Origin of the sequence: Gordonia prachuapensis, from assembly GCF_036350515.1 — a bacterium.
GTDB lineage: Bacteria > Actinomycetota > Actinomycetes > Mycobacteriales > Mycobacteriaceae > Gordonia > Gordonia prachuapensis.
Genome location: NZ_JAZDUE010000020.1, coordinates 26,412 through 43,345, shown reverse-complemented (window position 1 = coordinate 43,345; position 16,934 = coordinate 26,412). Strand labels below are relative to the sequence as shown.

The window sequence follows — 16,934 nt, the reverse complement described above, 5'->3', positions numbered from 1 at the left end:
GTCCGGCACGCCCGCGACCGCGGGGAACATCTGCCTTTACCCTGATGTTGACACAGCCGAGAACCTAGAGACGCGGCAGCACACACCGACGACCCGCGTCGTCGACACGGAGGACGGATGACCCACGCAGACGGCCAGCAGATCCACGACCTGATCATCATCGGATCGGGTCCCGCCGGCTACACCGCCGCGATCTACGCGGCGCGCGCCGAACTCGCACCGATCGTCTTCGAGGGCACCCAGTTCGGTGGCGCCCTCATGACGACCACCGAGGTCGAGAACTTCCCGGGCTTCCAGAACGGAATCCAGGGACCGGCGCTGATGGACGAGATGCGTGAGCAGGCCATCCGCTTCGGTGCCGACCTCCGCATGGAAGACGTCGACACCGTCCGGCTCGAGGGTCCCGTCAAGGAGGTCGAGGTGGGCGGCGAGGTGTTCCGCGCCCGCGCCGTGATCCTCGCGATGGGTGCCGCCGCCCGCTACCTCGGCGTCGAGAACGAGCAGGAGCTCCTCGGACGCGGGGTGTCGGCATGTGCCACCTGCGACGGCTTCTTCTTCAAGGACCAGGACATCGCGGTCATCGGCGGTGGCGACTCCGCGATGGAGGAGGCGACATTCCTCACCAAGTTCGCGCGCAGCGTCACGCTGATCCACCGGCGCGACGAGTTCCGTGCGTCGAAGATCATGCTCGAACGTGCCCGCGCCAACGACAAGATCCGGTTCGTCACCAATTCGGCGGTGACCTCGGTGGTCGGCGACGGATCGGTCACCGCCCTCGGCTTGACCGACACCGTCTCCGGGGACACCAGCACGCTCGAGGTGACCGGCATGTTCGTCGCGATCGGCCACGATCCGCGCAGCGAGCTGGTCAAGGGGCAGATCGACCTCGACGCGGAGGGCTACGTACAGGTCGACGGCCGCACCACCTACACCTCGGTGCCCGGCGTGTTCGCCTGCGGTGACCTTGTCGACCACACGTACCGCCAGGCCATCACGGCCGCCGGCAGCGGATGCTCGGCCGCGATCGACGCCGAACGCTGGCTGGCCGACCAAGGCCTGGCCGCGCCGTCGGTCGAGAGCGACATGTACGTCGTCGACGCCAGTGCTTGACCACTCGCCTGCCTGAGCCACCCTGCTTGATCTGAACCACCCATCCGAGAAGTCCATAGGAGGACACCATGGGAGCAAACACCGTCGCCGTCAACGACGCCACCTTCGCCGACGAGGTCCTCGGCTCCGACAAGCCGGTGCTCGTTGACTTCTGGGCGACCTGGTGCGGCCCGTGCCGCATGGTCGCGCCCGTCCTGGAGGAGATCGCCCGGGATCACGCCGACAAACTGACCGTCGCCAAGCTCGACGTCGACGAGAATCCGGCCGTCGCGCGTGACTTCAAGATCATGTCGATCCCGACCATGATCCTGTTCGAGGGCGGCAAGCCCTCCAAGACGATCGTCGGTGCCAAGGGCAAGGCCGCGCTGCTGCGCGAGCTCGACGACGTCGTCGGATCCCCCGCATAACCCACCGACCAGGGAAGACGGCATTCCGCCCGAGGCGGACGTCATCCCGACAACCGATGATGGCGCCCCGAGCGGCGCCATCATTTGGTCGTGCCGTCACGACCTGAAAGAATGCCTGGTGTTTGCGCCGGTGCGCGGTGAGCACCGACCGGGGGGACGCTGACACCCATGCCGAGACCCGTGCCACGACCGCACCGAACGAACGAGGAGTTGCCGATGCCGCTGTTCCGCCGCGGGGATCATGGCTCGGCTGTCGCCGAGATCCGCAACATTCTCGTCGGACTCGGGCTGCTCACGTCCACCCCCGCGCCGGACAGTCTATCGGGCACGATCAGTGGCTGGCATCCGCCCGAGGCGGTGTTCGACGACGCGTGTGACCGCGCCGTGCGCGCGTTCCAGCAACAGCGCGGCCTCATCGTCGACGGCATCGTCGGCCCGGCCACCTACCGGGTACTGCGGGAGGCCTCGTACCAGCTCGGCGCCCGGGTCCTGCTGTACCGACTGTCGGCCCCGATGGTCGGCGACGACGTCGCCACCCTCCAGGGTCGCCTCCAGAACCTCGGTTACTACACCGGCCTCGTGGACGGCACGTTCGGGGAGACCACCCACAACGCGGTGTGTCTGTACCAGAGTGAGTTCGGCCTCTCCTCGGACGGCATCTGCGGTCCGTCTACCCTGCGCTCGCTGGAACGTCTCGGCACCCGCGTGACCGGCGGGTCACCGCACGCCATCCGCGAAGAGGAGCACGTCCGTCGGTCCGGCCCGCAGCTGGCCGGCAAACGCATCCTGATCGATCCGGGTTCCGGTGGGCTACATGAACTCTCGACCGGCGCCCGCGCCGAGACGGAATCTGCGGTGCTCTGGGATCTCGGGGCGCGGCTCGAAGGTCGGATGTCCGCGGCCGGCATGGAGACGTTCCTGTCGCACGACGGCCGTGGCCGCCCCGGCGACGAGGAGCGCGCCCGGGTCGCGAACATGGTCGGCGCCGACCTCATGGTCTCGCTCCGATGTGGCCACTACCCGAACGAGCGCGCACACGGAGTCGCCTCGTTCTACTTCGGGAACTCGCACGGTTCGTTCTCCACGATCGGCCGCAATCTCGCCGGCTTCGTCCAACGCGAGATCGTCGCGCGCACTCCGCTCACCGACTGCCGCACACACGAGCGGACATGGGATGTCTTGCGACTCACCAGGATGCCGGTGGCGCTCATCGACATCGGGTACATCACCAACTCCGCCGACGTGGCCACCCTCGACGACGCGCAGATGCGCGATGTGATCGCGGAGGCGATTCTCGTCGCCGTGAAGCGGCTGTATCTGCTCGGCGAGGACGACCGTCCCACCGGCTCGTTCACCTTCGCCGAACTTCTTGCCGCCGAGCGCCTTTCGAGCTGAATCCCCGGAAACTTCTTCCGGCACTGTCGGATTCGGCTGTGTCGGATTCGGTGCTACCGGGTCACCTCAGCGCCGACCCACCGGCACAGCGGCCTCGCGTTCCCGGCCGGCCAGATCGAGTGCGGCCATCACCACCAGCTTCTCGAGAGCGTGTTCCACTTCGTGCTTCCAGCCCAGACCTTCGTCGAGCTCGAGCCGGAACCGGGGGAACCGCGGGTGTGAGGCGACGACGTCGAATCCGGAGTCCTTGAGGAAGTCCGCGTCGATGATGCACTGCAGGCACAAACCCTGCTGCGGGCTGTCATGCATGGTGCGGGAGATCTCCACGATCGCCTCGTCGGCCCACAGCCGCATCTCAGTCGTCATCGTCTCGAGCGCGCCCAGATCCGCGACGTCCTCCGGGTGCGCTGCCGGCGCCGGTCCCGCCGTTCCGGCCTCGGTCTCACCCGGCACCCGCACCACGCCGAACGCCTCGATCGCCCGGACGCCGCGACGGACGAGATCGGTGACGACCGCATCGAGCAGAATCGGTGCCGCTTCCTCGAATCCGGGCTCGGTGCGGATGGAGGTCAGCAGAACCGCGTCCGCACTGACCGGCGAGGTGGGGAAGAGGGTCGACCGCGGCACCCGTCGCGGCGGCGCATAGAACGCGTTGCCCACGACGTGACCGGTCTGGCCCTCGACCGCGACCTGTGCGCAGGTGCCCCATTCGAGCATGACGCCGGAGATCCACGCCTCCTTGTCGAACTCGCTCTCGAACGAGCCGAAATCCCCGAAGATGCTCTTCTCGGTGTCGCGGGTCGACGCCGGATCGACCTCCCAGAACACGCATCGCCGAGTGTGCAGCGGCAGTGTGTCGAAGGACTCGAGATCCAGCCGGGTCACCGCGAGGTTCATGCCGTCGGCCTGGGTCCGCAGTCGCGCGAAGCGTCGAAAGTGATGTCCGACAAAGGGTTTCGTACTTTCACTGTCGTCCTCGCTGGTGAAGTGTCACTGTGACGTAACGTGCGGGTACCTGGGTGTGCGCCGATCAGCCCGTCATCCGGCCTTTCCGGGGTCGATCACGCCGACGATCCGCTCGAGGTCGTCCACCGAACCGAACTCCACCACGACTTTGCCCTTTCGCTTCCCGAGACTGACTGTAACCCTCGTGTCCAGTCGATCGGACAGCCGTTCGGCGACGTCCTGAAGTCCGGGCATCTGCATCGGCTTGCGCTTGGCGGGCCCGGCGGGGGAGCCGGGCTGATCGTCACCGCGGTTGGCCAGGGTCACCGCTTCCTCGGTGGCCCGCACCGACATGCCTTCGGCGACGATCCGCGCCGCCAGCGCCTCCTGGGCGTCGCTGCCAGTCTCGAGGGACAGCAGGGCACGCGCGTGTCCGGCGGACAGCACCCCGGCGGCGACGCGTCGCTGCACCGAGATCGGCAGCTTCAAGAGTCGGATCATGTTGGTGATGAGTGGTCGGGACCGGCCCAATCGGTTGGCGAGTTCCTCGTGGGTGACGCCGAACTCGTCCAACAGTTGCTGATAGGCGGCCGCTTCTTCGAGCGGGTTCAGCTGCGCGCGGTGGATGTTCTCCAGCAGCGCGTCCCGAAGCATCTCTGCGTCTGCGGTCTCCCGCACGATCGACGGGATGGTGTCGAAGCCGGCTTCTTTGCTGGCCCGCCACCGGCGTTCACCCATCACCAGTTGGTATCGCACGCCGTCGTCGGTCGGGGTGGGGAGCGGTCGCACCACGATGGGCTGCATCAGCCCGAACTCCTTGATGGAGTGCACCAGCTCGGCGAAGGCTTCCTCGTCGAACACGGAGCGCGGCTGCTTCGGGTTCGGCTGGATCTGCGACGGCGGGATCTCGCGGTACACGGCGCCGACGTCGTCGGACACGACACCTTCCGTCACGCCGTCGGCGTCACCGGGCTTCGCCGACGGATCGTCGACCGCCACGCCCCGGCCGATCACGACATCCGCGGCGGCCGTGCCCAGTCGCGGGCCCGAAGGCCCGGCGCCCTCCGGGGGACCGGTCGGGATCAGAGCGGCCAGTCCTCTGCCGAGGCCGCCTCGACGCTGTGCGGAATCTCGCTGAGTCACTGTTGTCCTCTCCCGATGTTTCCCGTGAAACGGTTTCCCGTGAAACCGACCGTCATGCCGACACGCCCCGCAAAGCGATCTCCCGCGAGGCATCGAGGTAGCTCATCGCGCCGCGTGAGCCCGGGTCGTACTCGATGATGGTCATCCCGTAGCCGGGCGCTTCCGACACCTTGACGCTGCGCGGGATGATCGTGTTGAGCACGGTCTCGCCGAAGTGCCGGCGGACCTCTTCGGCGACCTGATCCGCGAGTTTGGTGCGTCCGTCATACATGGTGAGGACCACCGTCGACACGTGGAGTCCCGGGTTCAGGTGCGCCTGCACCAGCTCGATGTTGCGGAGCAGCTGACCCACACCCTCCAGCGCGTAGTACTCGCACTGGATCGGGATCAGCACCTCTTTCGCGGCGACCATCGCGTTGACGGTCAGCAGACCCAACGACGGGGGACAGTCGATCAGGACGTAGTCGATGCCGAGATCCGTCAGCACATTCTCGTCGATGGCGTTGCGGAGGCGATTCTCTCGGGCGACGAGAGACACGAGTTCGATCTCGGCTCCGGCCAGGTCGAGGGTCGCGGGGACACAGAAGAGCTTGTCGTTGTTGGGGCTGCGCTGGATCGTCTCCTTCAGGGAGACCTCGCCCAGGAGCATCTCGTACACCGACGCGAGATCGGGGACCCGGTGATCGATGCCCAGTGCGGTGCTGGCATTGCCCTGGGGGTCGAGATCGATGACGAGGACACCCAGTCCATGCAAGGCGAGACCGGCAGCGATGTTCACTGTGGTGGTGGTCTTGCCGACGCCACCCTTCTGATTGGCGATGGTGATGATGCGTGGCGATGACGGCCGAGGGAGCTCGCCGGCACCACCCGGGGTCAGTACCTGACTCGCTCGGGCAGCCGCGGCAGCGATCGGGGTGTCGTCGTACCCGGGGACCGATGCGGGGGAGGAGCTCCCACCGACGGACGTTTCACGTGAAACACTTCGGTCCTGTTCGACCACGCCTGGACTCCTTCGCCCGACTACGAATCCTCCGACACCGCCGTCCGTCGCATCCGAGGCTGAGGACTCCGCGACATCGACGGCCACCGATCGATCATCGGTCTGCCGTCCATTCTGCGCCCTCCGCGGACTCCACACCAATCCGATCACCTCTTCCGTTTCGGCGCACCAGCGCGTCGCTTCGACGCGCCGGCGGTACCTCGTTTCGTCCCGACGACAACGGTCGTCGGGACCTCCAATGCCTCGACCCCGCACTGTTCCACGTGAAGGTCGACGACCCCCACCCGCCGCGCGGCGTCACCGTCGCGGGCGATCTCCTCCTCGGCGGACGACCCTTTGATGGCTATGAGTCGACCACCGTCGGCGATCAGGGGAGCGGACCACTTCGTCAGCCGTTCCAGCGGCGCCACCGCTCGCGAGGTCACCACGTCGGCTCCGCCCACCTGTGCGCGAATCGACTTCTCCTCCGCACGGCCCCGGATCACCCGGACGTCCAGTTCCAGTTCGTCGACGATCCGTTGGAGGTAGTCGCTCCGCCGCAGCAACGGCTCCACCAGGGTGATGCGGAGATCCGGACGCGCGAGGGCGAGTGGAATGCCCGGCAGACCGGCCCCGCTCCCGATGTCGACGACGCTCGCCGACGGCGGCATCGCCTCACCGATGACCGCGCAGTTGAGTATGTGGCGTTCCCAGAGGCGGGGGACCTCGCGGGGCCCGATGAGTCCCAGCACGACTCCGTCTGTGGCAAGCGACGCGCAGTACGCCTCAGCCCGATCGACGGTTGCGCCAAACAGTCGTGACGCAACGTCCGGTGCCTTTGGTGGAGAGTCGTCCGCGCCGGGCACCCCAGCGTCATCGTCCCGTTTCACGTGAAACATCCTTTCACTGTGTGGCTCCCGGCCGCTCATCCTTCGCGGTGTTTCACGTGAAACCAGGTCGTGTCGTTTCACGTGAAACAGCCGACGGCGGCCTAACTACAGACGTGTAATTCCCACTCCAGAGACAACAAAGTCCCGGCCATCGGCCGGGACTCTGCTGAGAATATCGAGTGAACGTCAGGCGCTCGGGAGGACCACCACGCGCCGCTTCGGCTCCGCGCCTTCGCTCTCGCTCACCACGCCGTCGACCGCAGCCACGGCGTCATGGACGATCTTGCGCTCGAACGGCGTCATCGGATCCAGCTCCTCGCGGACACCGGACTTGACCACACGCTCGGCCACCTCGGTACCGAGCCGGGCAAGCCGATCACGGCGATCCGCACGCCAGCGGGCGACGTCCAGCATCAAACGGCTGCGGACACCCGTCGACTGCTGCACGGCCAGACGGGTCAGCTCCTGCAGTGCGTCGAGCACCTCACCCTTGCGGCCGACGAGCCGGTCGAGATCGTTGCCCCCGTCGATGCTCACCACAGCGCGGTCACCGTCGACATCGAGATCGATGTCCCCGTCGAAGTCGAGCACGTCGAGGAGCTGCTCGAGGTAGTCGCCGGCGATCTCGCCCTCTTCGACGAGACGATCCTCCTCGTCGCCCTCGGAGTCCTCGTCATCGGAATCCGCATCCGCATCTTCTGCGACGGAGTCGTCCTCGGCCGATCCCGTGCTGTCCGAAGCCGCAGGGGTCGGGTCGGTCCCTTCCGTCACGGTCGCTGCCGTCCCGGCTTCGGTCGCCTCACCGGCCACCGGGTCGGTGACGTCCTGGATCTCGCGCTCGTCGTGCGCGGCGGTCTCTGCTGTCATCTCACATTCCACCTAACTGTGCTTCTCATCCAACGTCTGTGTACTCACTCGTCCGGGCTGGGGGAGTGGCCACCCTCTCGGCTGTCCTGGAAGAACACCTGCCCGTGCCTCCAATGGGGCCTTGACTGCGATTCCTCGCGGTCAATGCCGTCCGCCGGGACGGCCACCCTTCTTCCGTCGCGACGCACCCTTGCGGTTCTTGGCCGCCACGTGCGCGGTACCGGATTTCTGTGCCGCCGGTTTGGCTCCCGGCGCCGGTTTCTGACCCGCCGGAGGCGACTGCGGGCTGGCGGTGGTCTCAGCCGACTCCGAGGGCACCTCATCGGCGGCGTCGGTCTCCGGGTCCGTTGCGGTCACCTCCGTGTTCGGTGACCCCGTGCTCGCGGTGGCCTTGGATCGATCCATGCCGAGCAGCCGCTGTAGTCCGGCAAAGGGGCCTGCCGGTGCTGCCGTGGCCACCGCCGTCGACGAGGCGGTGACGTCACTGTCATCGTCAACTGCATCCGCGGTGTCGGCGGGTTTCTTCGCACGATCCGGTCGCACGCCCGGTTTGGGCGCGTTCGCCTTGAGCTTCTCCTGCTTCGCCAGTTTGGCCGCTTCCTCTTCCTTCTCGATGCGGCCGAACACGATGTGCTGCTGACCGTAGGTCCAGAGGTTGTTGCTCATCCAGTAGAGGAGGATCGCGACGGGGAAGAAGACACCGGTGACCAGGATGCCGAGCGGGAAGATGTAGAGCGCCAGCATGTTCATCATGCGGGTCTGCGGGTTCTCCAGCGCCGCTTCCGGCTGCCGCGCGACCGACGCCCGGGAGTTCATGTGCGTGGCGATCGAGGCGATGATCATCATCGGGACCACCACGATGGCGATCTGGGTCCGGGTGAAGTCGATCGGCGATCCGGGCTCCACGAACGCCTGGAACTCCGACATCGGTTCGGTGATGAACGACGACAGCGGAACCCCGAACAGTCGCGCGTCGAGGAAGTTCTGCACGAGTTCCGGACTGAACGCGTAGTTGCCGACCGCTCGGGTCTCCTCGGCCGACATCCCGGGCTGGCCGAATCCGGTACCCATCCGGTTGAACGACCGCAGCACGTGGAACAGACCGATGAACACCGGGATCTGCAGCAGCATCGGCAGACAGCCCAGGAGCGGATTGAAGCCGTGCTCCTTCTGCAGCTTCTGCATCTCCTCGGTCATCTTCACGCGATCCTTGGCGTACTTCTTGCGGATCGCCTGCAGCTGAGGATTGATCTCCTGCATTTTCTTCGTGGTGCGGATCTGACGCACGAAGGGCTTGTAGAGGATCGCGCGCAGCGTGAACACGAGGAACACCACCGACAGCGCCCATGCCACCCCGTCGCCGCCGGGAGAGTCCGGCGTGACATGGCTGAACAGCCAATGCCAGACCCACATGATCCAGGAGACCGGGTAGTAGATGAAGTTCAGCACGGGTCAGTTACCCCTAACCTCTGACGGTGTCGGTTCGTCGACAGTTCGATCACTGGTGATGAAGAGTTGGCGGAACCCGCGCTCGGGAACCGGGTCATAACCTGGCTTGTGCCAGGGGCCGCACTTGAGCAGCCGGAGCACCGACAGCCACCCGCCGTAGAAGAATCCATGTCGGGTGAGGGCCTCCACGGCGTAGGCAGAACATGTCGGCTCGAAGCGACAGGTCGGCAGACGCATCGGCGAAATGAAGGTGCGGTAGAGCTCGATCAGGAAGATGATCACCCGGCGGGGCAGCAGATGAAGCCGGCGGGACAAGGTCATCGCGTCGTCGGCGTCTTCGGTCGAACTCATCGGAGGATCCGATCCTCGGTGCTCGCGAACGCGTCACGCACCCGGCGGCGCCCGAGCGCCTCGACGAGTTGACCCGCGAGTGCCGGACTGTCGCAGTCCGCGGCCGACGGCCGGGCCCGCACCACCATCATCGTCTCGGTGATCGGGAAACTGTCACGGCTACTCGCGAACGCGGCCCGCAGTCGTCGCGCCACCCGGTGACGCACGACGGCGTTGCCCACCGCCTTGTTGACGATGAGACCGAGCCAGGGGCCGCCGAACACGGCCACACCGCTGTTGCGCGGATCCCCGAGGTCGGTCGGGACCGTACTGAGGGGGAGCACATGGACGACGAGGTCACGTGTCGTCACCCGCACACCGGCTCTCAGCGTGCGATCGAAGTCGGATCCACGTGAGATCCGATGCGCTGCAGCCACCATCGATACGAAAGACCGGCGGTGGTCACGCCACCGCCGGTGACATCGCAGTCGACTCAGGCCGTGAGCTTCGCGCGGCCCTTGGTGCGGCGACCGTTGACGATTGCCCGTCCGGCGCGCGTACGCATCCGCAGGCGGAAACCGTGGACGCGTGCGCGGCGACGGTTGTTGGGCTGGAAGGTCCGCTTTCCCTTGGCCATGGGTGACTCCTTGTGCTCCTGTGTGATCTCGCGCCGACAGCACGCGCGAACCACATCCTTCTTGGTGGTCTGCTGATCCCGGTGCGGTGCCGAACTGACGTCGGGTGGATGACCTGGGCCATCACGCAAATCCGTAACCTGGATGACCAGTCGAGACTACTGAGTACGCCCCCGCAAATCAAACGAGCGGATACGAAGCCCGATCACGGTGACGCCGGCCACATCGGCAGCCGTCACCGGCGGTTTCGAGCGACCCCGACGGCCACGGTGCGGCGGGTTGTCACTCCGATGATCGTAATCCGCCGATTCACTTTGTCGGGGGCGCTGCACTCTGTTAACTTCGGCGCAGACTCAACGGCGCAGATTCGACACTGGAGACGATTCAGTGGACCCCCTTCCGGCCGCCAGATCTCGAGCTACCCCCAGATCTGTACACAGTTGTGGACAACCATGTGGACAACTCGGCACCCGTGCGGCATGGTGGCATCCTCGTGACCAGAGCTGGTCGTTAGTGGTTCCGGCAGGAGGGGCGCAGCACCGTGGTGAGTGACCGTGATTCGTTCGGTGAGGTCTGGCAGAGCGTGGTCGCCGAACTCAACGACGATGCCTCAGCTCATCACCACGAGCCGCTGACCCGCCAGCAGAAGGCGTGGCTCTCCCTCGTCCAGCCACTGACGCTCGCCGAGGGCTTCGCTCTCCTCACCGTTCCCACGCCGCTGGTGCAGGAGCAGATCGAACGCAATCTGCGCGACACGATCCGCTCCGCGCTGAGCCGACACCTCGGTCAACCGGTGGATCTCGGCGTCCGGATCGCCACCCCGATGGTGGAGGATCCCGTTCCCGAGCCACCGGCACCGGTCACCTCCCACCACTACGATCCGACCGTCGCCGCCGTTCCGACGAGCGCGCCGACGCCGGCAACCGCACCGACCGGGTTCGACGGCCGGGTCGACCGCCCGGCGGCGTCCGACGCGTCGGACTGGTCGACCTACTTCGCCGAGCGGCCCACGGCCGGCCAATCGCCGTCGAGCGCCAATCTCAGCCCGAAGTACACGTTCGACACCTTCGTCATCGGCGCCTCCAACCGTTTCGCACATGCGTCGGCGGTCGCCGTCGCCGAGGCCCCTGCCCGGGCCTACAACCCGTTGTTCATCTGGGGGGAGTCGGGTCTGGGCAAGACGCATCTGCTGCATGCGGCCGGCCATTACGCCCAGCGGCTGTTCCCCGGCATGCGGGTGAAGTACGTGTCCACGGAAGAGTTCACGAACGACTTCATCAACTCGCTGCGTGACGACCGCCGGGTCGCGTTCAAGCGCCGTTACCGCGACGTCGACGTACTGCTGGTGGACGACATCCAGTTCCTGATCGGCAAGGAAGGTATCCAGGAGGAGTTCTTCCACACCTTCAACACGCTGCACAACGCCAGCAAGCAGATCGTCGTCTCGTCGGACAGACCGCCGAAACAGCTTGCCACCCTTGAAGATCGGCTTCGGACCCGATTCGAGTGGGGGCTGATCACCGATGTCCAGCCACCGGATCTGGAAACCCGGATCGCCATCCTGCGCAAGAAGGCGCAGATGGACAACATCGCTGTCCCCGACGACGTCCTCGAGCTCATCGCATCGAAGATCGAACGCAACATCCGCGAGCTCGAGGGTGCACTGATCCGGGTGACGGCATTCGCGTCGCTCAACAACGCCGAGCTCGACAAGGCGCTCGCCGAAGTGGTGCTGCAGGCGCTGCTGCCCAACTCCGGCACGCTGGAGGTCAGCGCGGCGAGCATCCTGGCGATCACCGCCGAGTACTTCGACATCTCCGTGGAGGAGCTGCGGGGGCCCGGCAAGACCCGCTCCATCGCCCAGGCCCGGCAGATCTCGATGTACCTGTGTCGTGAGCTGACCGACCTCTCGCTGCCGAAGATCGGTGAGACGTTCGACCGCGACCACACGACGGTCATGTACGCCGAGCGCAAGATCCGCAAGGAGATGGCAGAGCGTCGCAAGGTCTACGACCACGTCCAGGAACTCACCGCCCGCATCAAACAGCGCGCGGTCTGACGGGTTCCTTCGACCCGAAAACCGTCAACTCTCAACTCGAACCACAGGGTTTGTCATCCCGGGATCCCACGGATCCCGGGTTTGTCGCGCGTCCGATCGGTTCATCACCAGCTGTGGATAAACCTCGGGATAACGGTGGACCGTGTGTGCACCATCCGTGGACAGAGGCCGAACAGTCTCCTCGCCGCCCACAGCGGTCCGGATCCCCTCACGTGTTGTCCACGAACCATCCACACACTGTGACGCCGGATGACCTGCGCGGAATCGCTGTGGTGCACAGATTCACAGCCCCTATGACTGAGATGGATCCCTCTCCAAAGAGAATCTTTCAAAAGAAGTTCTTGTGCACAGCGAGCGAGAACCGTCCTGCCGACGTCGGATCGCCGACCGCGCACTTCGCCCCCATTCGCTCCCCGTCTGGCAGGCTCGTTCTACAGTTGGAATCCCATCTGGAAATCCCACCGATCCTCAGAACGTGCTCGGCGGACGAAGGTGGGTGTGGCGAGAGCAGCTGAACAGAGAAGGGCAACCACCCAGCATGAAGTTCCGTGTCGCGCGTGACGAGTTCGCAGAATCAGTTGCCTGGGTCGCCCGTAGCCTGCCGGCCCGTCCGCCCGTCCCGGTGCTCGGATGTGTGGTTCTGACGGCCGACGAGGGCCTCGAGGTATCCGGGTTCGACTACGAGGTCTCAGCCCAGGAATCGATCGCCGCCGAGATCGCGGAGCCGGGCAAGGTCCTGGTCTCCGGCCGCTTGCTGGCCGACATCACCAAGGCGCTGCCCAACAAGCCGGTCGACGTCAGCCTCGACGGCTCCCGGGTCGCCATCACCTGCGGCAGCGCGAAGTTCTCCCTGCCGACCATGCCGGTGGAGGACTACCCGGAGCTGCCGGAGTCGCCGGCGGTGACCGGCACCATCCCCGCCCAGGTCTTCGCCGAGGCGATCGGCCAGGTCGCCGTCGCCGCCGGCCGCGACGACACCCTGCCGATGCTGACCGGCGTGCGGGTGGAGATCGATGACAACCGGGTGGTGCTGGCCGCGACCGACCGCTTCCGGCTCGCGGTGCGTGAACTCGAATGGCAGCCCAGCGGCGCCGGCACCACCGGCGCGGTGCTGGTCCCGGCCAAGACCCTGTCCGAGAGTGCCAAGACCGCGGGCACCGGTACCGGCGAGGTGTCGCTGGCGTTCGGCACCGGCTCGGGCATCGGCGGCGAAGGGATCCTGGGGATTCTCGGCGAGACCAAACGCACCACCACTCGTCTGCTCGACGCCGAGTTCCCGAAGTTCCGTCAGTTGTTGCCGGCCAGTCACACCGCGGTCGCCACCATCGACAGTGCGCCGCTGCTCGACGCGATCAAGCGTGTCGCGCTGGTCGCCGAACGCGGTGCCCAGGTGCGCATGGAGTTCAGTGAGGGGCTGCTCGTGCTCACCGCCGGTGGCGACGAGGCCGGCAAGGCCGAGGAGGAGCTGCCGGTGCAGTTCCACGGCGAGCCGCTCACCATCGCGTTCAACCCGGGATATCTGCAGGACGGCCTCTCGGCGATCGGTGTGCCGACCGTTGACTTCGGATTCACCACCCCCAGCCGGCCCGCGGTCCTGCGCCCGTCCAGCGGCGAGGAACCTGTCGCCGACGAGTCCGGCGCCTTCGTCGCACCCGACAGCGTGTTCACCTATCTGCTGATGCCGGTGCGCCTACCCGGCTGAGCCCCCGCTCTCGGCACGACCCGACCACGAAATCGGCGAACCTGCACCACCCGACCGAAGGAACGTGAATGCAACTCGGGCTCGTCGGCCTCGGAAAGATGGGCGCCAACATGCGCACCCGCATCCAGGAGGCCGGGCATCAGGTGGTCGGCTACGATCCGCGACCCGAGGTCTCCGACGTCGGATCCCTCGCGGAGATGGTGGCCGCGCTCGACGCGCCGCGCGCGGTGTGGGTGATGGTGCCGTCCGGGGACCCGACCCGAAGCACCATCACGCAGCTGGCCGGGGTCCTCGAATCCGGCGACATCGTCATCGACGGCGGCAACTCGAAATACACCGACGACCTTCCACACTCACAGCTGTTGGCGGAGAAGGGAATCGGCTACCTCGACTGCGGCGTGTCCGGCGGAGTCTGGGGATTGCGCAACGGGTACGGCCTGATGGTCGGCGGCAGTGACGGGGACGTCGCCCAGGTCATGCCGATCTTCGACGCCCTGCGCCCACCGGGTGACAGAGCGGACGGTTTCGTGCATGCCGGTCCGGTCGGTGCCGGACACTACGCGAAGATGGTGCACAACGGTGTCGAGTACGGGCTGATGCACGCCTACGGCGAGGGCTACGAATTGCTCAGCGCCGAACCGTTGATCACCGATGTCGAGGGCACGTTGCGGGCCTGGACCCAAGGGACCGTGGTGCGGTCGTGGCTGCTCGAACTCCTCGTCCGCGCCCTCGAAGAGGACCCGGGACTCTCCGAGATCTCCGACTACACAACCGATTCCGGTGAAGGACGCTGGACCGTCGAAGAGGCGATCCGGCATTCGGTGCCCGCCAATGTCATCTCCGCAGCCTTGTTCGCGCGCTTCGCGTCCCGCCAGGACGAGGGCTCGCCGGCACTCAAAGCCGTGTCCGCGCTGCGCAATCAGTTCGGCGGGCACTCGGTGCGTGACACCGCCGGTCGGTCGGTCGGCGAGTCCGGAACCCCGTCCACCTGACGTGTTCGTTCGCGAGCTGGCACTGCGCGACTTCCGTTCGTGGCGGGAGATCGATCTGACGCTGCGCCCCGGACCGACGATCTTCGTGGGCCGCAACGGCTTCGGCAAGACGAATCTGCTCGAGGCGGTGAACTATCTCGCGACGTTGCGGTCGCATCGGGTGGGTACCGATGGACCGCTGGTGCACAGCGGCACGTCCTCGGCGAGTGTCACCGGGACCGTCGAGAACGTCGGCCGCGAACTGACGGTGCAGGTCCAGATCAATGCCGAGGGCGCCAACAAGGCCACGGTCAACGGCAGTCCGGCGCGTCGGGCCCGCGACATCCTCGGCATCCTGCGTGCGGTGATGTTCGCGCCGGAGGACCTGCTGTTGGTCCGCGGTGATCCGTCCGACCGCCGGCGCTTCATCGACGAACTGGTCGCGCAGCGCGGACCACGCTGGGCCGCAGCCCGTTCCGACTACGACCGGGTGCTGCGGCAGCGGTCTGCACTGCTCAAGACCGCCGGCGCCGCGTTACGGCGCGGTGGGTCCGAGGCCGACTCGGTGATCAGCACGCTCGACGTCTGGGACGGTCAGCTCGCCGATCTCGGTGGTCAGGTGACCGCCGCACGCATCGAGGTCCTCAACGACCTGCGGCCGCACGTGACCGAGTCGTATGCGTCGATCGCGCCACACTCACGGCCGGCGACAATGCGGTATCGAGCGGCCGCCGGGCCGGAGATCGCCGTCGAGGCCTTCGACGCGTCCGACATCACCGAGATCCTGCTCGGGCGACTCGCCGAGCTGCGCAGTAAGGAGATCGACCGGGGTGTGAGCCTGGTCGGCCCGCACCGCGACGACATCGACATCGTGCTGGGCGACGAGATCGCCAAGGGCTTCGCCAGCCACGGTGAGTCCTGGTCGCTGGCGCTCGCGCTCCGGCTGGGATCCGTGGAACTGGTGCGTGCCGAGGGGATCGAACCGGTCATCATGCTCGACGACGTGTTCGCCGAACTCGACGCGCAGCGCCGCGCCCAGCTCGTCGCGTTCACCGAGTCCGCCGAACAGCTGCTGGTCACCGCGGCGGTACCCGACGACATCCCCGACACGATCGGCGGTGCGCGCGTGAGTGTCGGCGTCGTGGAGGACAATGGACAACGGCACTCCGTGGTGAGTGATCTCACGCCAGGGGAGGACGCGGGATGAGCGATTCGGAACCGGCCGGGCGTCCGGCAGATCCGTCGTCTGGCCACTCGTCCGGCTACGAACTGGCCCGGCGTGCACTCGAGGAGGCCCGCGCCGCAGCCCGCGCTGCCGGCAAGTCGGTCGGTCAGGGCAGATCGTCCCCGGTCACGGATCGTCGTCGGACGACGGTGCGGCGCCGCAGCTGGTCCGGGTCCGGCCCGGACTCCCGGGATCCGCAGCCGCTCGGTCGGCTCGCCGGGAGCCTGGCCCGTGATCGCGGCTGGCAGTCGCAGATCGGCCAGGGCACGGTGTTCGGACTCTGGGATCAGATCGTCGGACCCGATGTCGCCGCGCATGCCAGACCAACCGCGCTGCACGACAACGTATTACACATCTCGGCAGAGTCGACCGCGTGGGCGACGCAGCTGCGCTACATGCAGGGGCAGATCCTCGCCAAGATCGCCGCCGCGGCCGGCGACGGCATGGTCACCAGTCTGCGGATCACCGGACCGAAGCAACCGTCGTGGCGCAAGGGCCCCCGACACGTGCCCGGCCGCGGGCCGCGCGACACCTACGGGTGACGGGGAGGGTGTTCGCCGGACGGGTTCCACGGAGGGGTCTGCGGTAGCGAGCCAGCGTTCGCCAGACGGCAGAATCAGGTCTTGTCCACAAGTCGTTCGGCATCGAACGAAAAAAATCGATCTGTGAGGTTGTTAGCGGCCCCGGATGACCGTTTCTGGTCGGGTGAGGCAGTAGTATGTATGCAGTTGTCCCGACAGGGGTGGACATCGACCGGGTTGCATGCCCGGGATGCATACCGATCTCGTCCGCGCGACCGCGCGGATGGGCCGGCGTGTGTCCATGGA

At 66.6% G+C, this 16,934-nt stretch carries 17 protein-coding genes; 8 read left to right on the top strand and 9 right to left on the bottom strand.

The window, feature by feature from the left end:
* Positions 1-117 precede the first annotated feature (117 nt).
* The 3 genes from trxB (at position 118) to V1Y59_RS20460 (ending at position 2,912) form a co-directional block, all read left to right on the top strand.
* A complete protein-coding gene (trxB, locus tag V1Y59_RS20470) occupies positions 118-1,110 on the top strand; it encodes a thioredoxin-disulfide reductase (RefSeq protein ID WP_330506884.1) in 993 nt (330 codons plus the stop codon).
* Positions 1,111-1,178: 68 nt separating this feature from the next.
* The gene (gene trxA, locus V1Y59_RS20465; RefSeq protein WP_330506883.1) at positions 1,179-1,517 is read left to right on the top strand and encodes a thioredoxin; all 339 of its coding nucleotides are present in this window, start codon (positions 1,179-1,181) and stop codon (positions 1,515-1,517) included.
* Positions 1,518-1,733: 216 nt separating this feature from the next.
* Positions 1,734-2,912, top strand: a complete 1,179-nt coding sequence (locus V1Y59_RS20460) for an N-acetylmuramoyl-L-alanine amidase (protein WP_330506882.1) — start codon at positions 1,734-1,736, stop codon at positions 2,910-2,912.
* Positions 2,913-2,978: 66 nt separating this feature from the next.
* On the opposite strand, the gene V1Y59_RS20455 is transcribed toward V1Y59_RS20460, so the two are convergent.
* The 9 genes from V1Y59_RS20455 to rpmH all read right to left on the bottom strand — a co-directional run bounded on the left by V1Y59_RS20455 (position 2,979) and on the right by rpmH (position 10,152).
* Positions 2,979-3,809, bottom strand: coding sequence for a hypothetical protein (locus V1Y59_RS20455; RefSeq protein WP_330506881.1), 831 nt, complete (start codon positions 3,807-3,809; stop codon positions 2,979-2,981).
* 141 nt (positions 3,810-3,950) lie between these two features.
* A complete protein-coding gene (locus V1Y59_RS20450; RefSeq protein ID WP_330506880.1) occupies positions 3,951-5,000 on the bottom strand; it encodes a ParB/RepB/Spo0J family partition protein in 1,050 nt (349 codons plus the stop codon).
* 52 nt (positions 5,001-5,052) lie between these two features.
* Positions 5,053-6,000, bottom strand: coding sequence for a ParA family protein (locus tag V1Y59_RS20445; protein ID WP_330506879.1), 948 nt, complete (start codon positions 5,998-6,000; stop codon positions 5,053-5,055).
* Between the two features lie 146 nt (positions 6,001-6,146).
* Complete coding sequence (gene rsmG, locus V1Y59_RS20440; protein WP_431309245.1) at positions 6,147-6,731, bottom strand: 16S rRNA (guanine(527)-N(7))-methyltransferase RsmG; 585 nt, start codon at positions 6,729-6,731, stop codon at positions 6,147-6,149.
* Positions 6,732-7,055: 324 nt separating this feature from the next.
* Positions 7,056-7,736, bottom strand: a complete 681-nt coding sequence (locus V1Y59_RS20435; protein WP_330506877.1) for a Jag family protein — start codon at positions 7,734-7,736, stop codon at positions 7,056-7,058.
* A 141-nt stretch (positions 7,737-7,877) separates the two neighbouring features.
* Positions 7,878-9,185, bottom strand: a complete 1,308-nt coding sequence (gene yidC / locus V1Y59_RS20430; RefSeq protein WP_330506876.1) for a membrane protein insertase YidC — start codon at positions 9,183-9,185, stop codon at positions 7,878-7,880.
* Between the two features lie 3 nt (positions 9,186-9,188).
* The gene (yidD, locus tag V1Y59_RS20425; RefSeq protein WP_330506875.1) at positions 9,189-9,536 is read right to left on the bottom strand and encodes a membrane protein insertion efficiency factor YidD; all 348 of its coding nucleotides are present in this window, start codon (positions 9,534-9,536) and stop codon (positions 9,189-9,191) included.
* On the bottom strand, positions 9,533-9,955 hold the full coding sequence (gene rnpA / locus V1Y59_RS20420) for a ribonuclease P protein component (RefSeq protein ID WP_330506874.1): 423 nt from the start codon (positions 9,953-9,955) through the stop codon (positions 9,533-9,535). The genes yidD and rnpA overlap by 4 nt, the downstream gene beginning before the upstream one ends.
* Before the next feature lie 53 nt (positions 9,956-10,008).
* Positions 10,009-10,152, bottom strand: a complete 144-nt coding sequence (gene rpmH / locus V1Y59_RS20415; protein ID WP_330433603.1) for a 50S ribosomal protein L34 — start codon at positions 10,150-10,152, stop codon at positions 10,009-10,011.
* A 539-nt stretch (positions 10,153-10,691) separates the two neighbouring features.
* On the opposite strand from rpmH, the gene dnaA reads away from it, so the two are divergent.
* The 5 genes from dnaA to V1Y59_RS20390 all read left to right on the top strand — a co-directional run bounded on the left by dnaA (position 10,692) and on the right by V1Y59_RS20390 (position 16,649).
* Positions 10,692-12,209 carry a chromosomal replication initiator protein DnaA gene (gene dnaA / locus V1Y59_RS20410; protein ID WP_330506873.1) on the top strand — a complete coding sequence of 506 codons (1,518 nt, stop codon included), beginning with the start codon at positions 10,692-10,694 and terminating at the stop codon, positions 12,207-12,209.
* A gap of 538 nt (positions 12,210-12,747) precedes the next feature.
* A complete protein-coding gene (gene dnaN / locus V1Y59_RS20405) occupies positions 12,748-13,911 on the top strand; it encodes a DNA polymerase III subunit beta (RefSeq protein ID WP_330506872.1) in 1,164 nt (387 codons plus the stop codon).
* 68 nt (positions 13,912-13,979) lie between these two features.
* On the top strand, positions 13,980-14,903 hold the full coding sequence (gene gnd, locus V1Y59_RS20400; protein WP_330506871.1) for a phosphogluconate dehydrogenase (NAD(+)-dependent, decarboxylating): 924 nt from the start codon (positions 13,980-13,982) through the stop codon (positions 14,901-14,903).
* 1 nt (position 14,904) lies between these two features.
* The gene (recF, locus tag V1Y59_RS20395) at positions 14,905-16,089 is read left to right on the top strand and encodes a DNA replication/repair protein RecF (protein ID WP_330506870.1); all 1,185 of its coding nucleotides are present in this window, start codon (positions 14,905-14,907) and stop codon (positions 16,087-16,089) included.
* Positions 16,086-16,649, top strand: a complete 564-nt coding sequence (locus V1Y59_RS20390; RefSeq protein ID WP_330506869.1) for a DUF721 family protein — start codon at positions 16,086-16,088, stop codon at positions 16,647-16,649. Before recF ends, V1Y59_RS20390 begins: the two co-directional genes overlap by 4 nt.
* Positions 16,650-16,934: the final 285 nt, after the last annotated feature.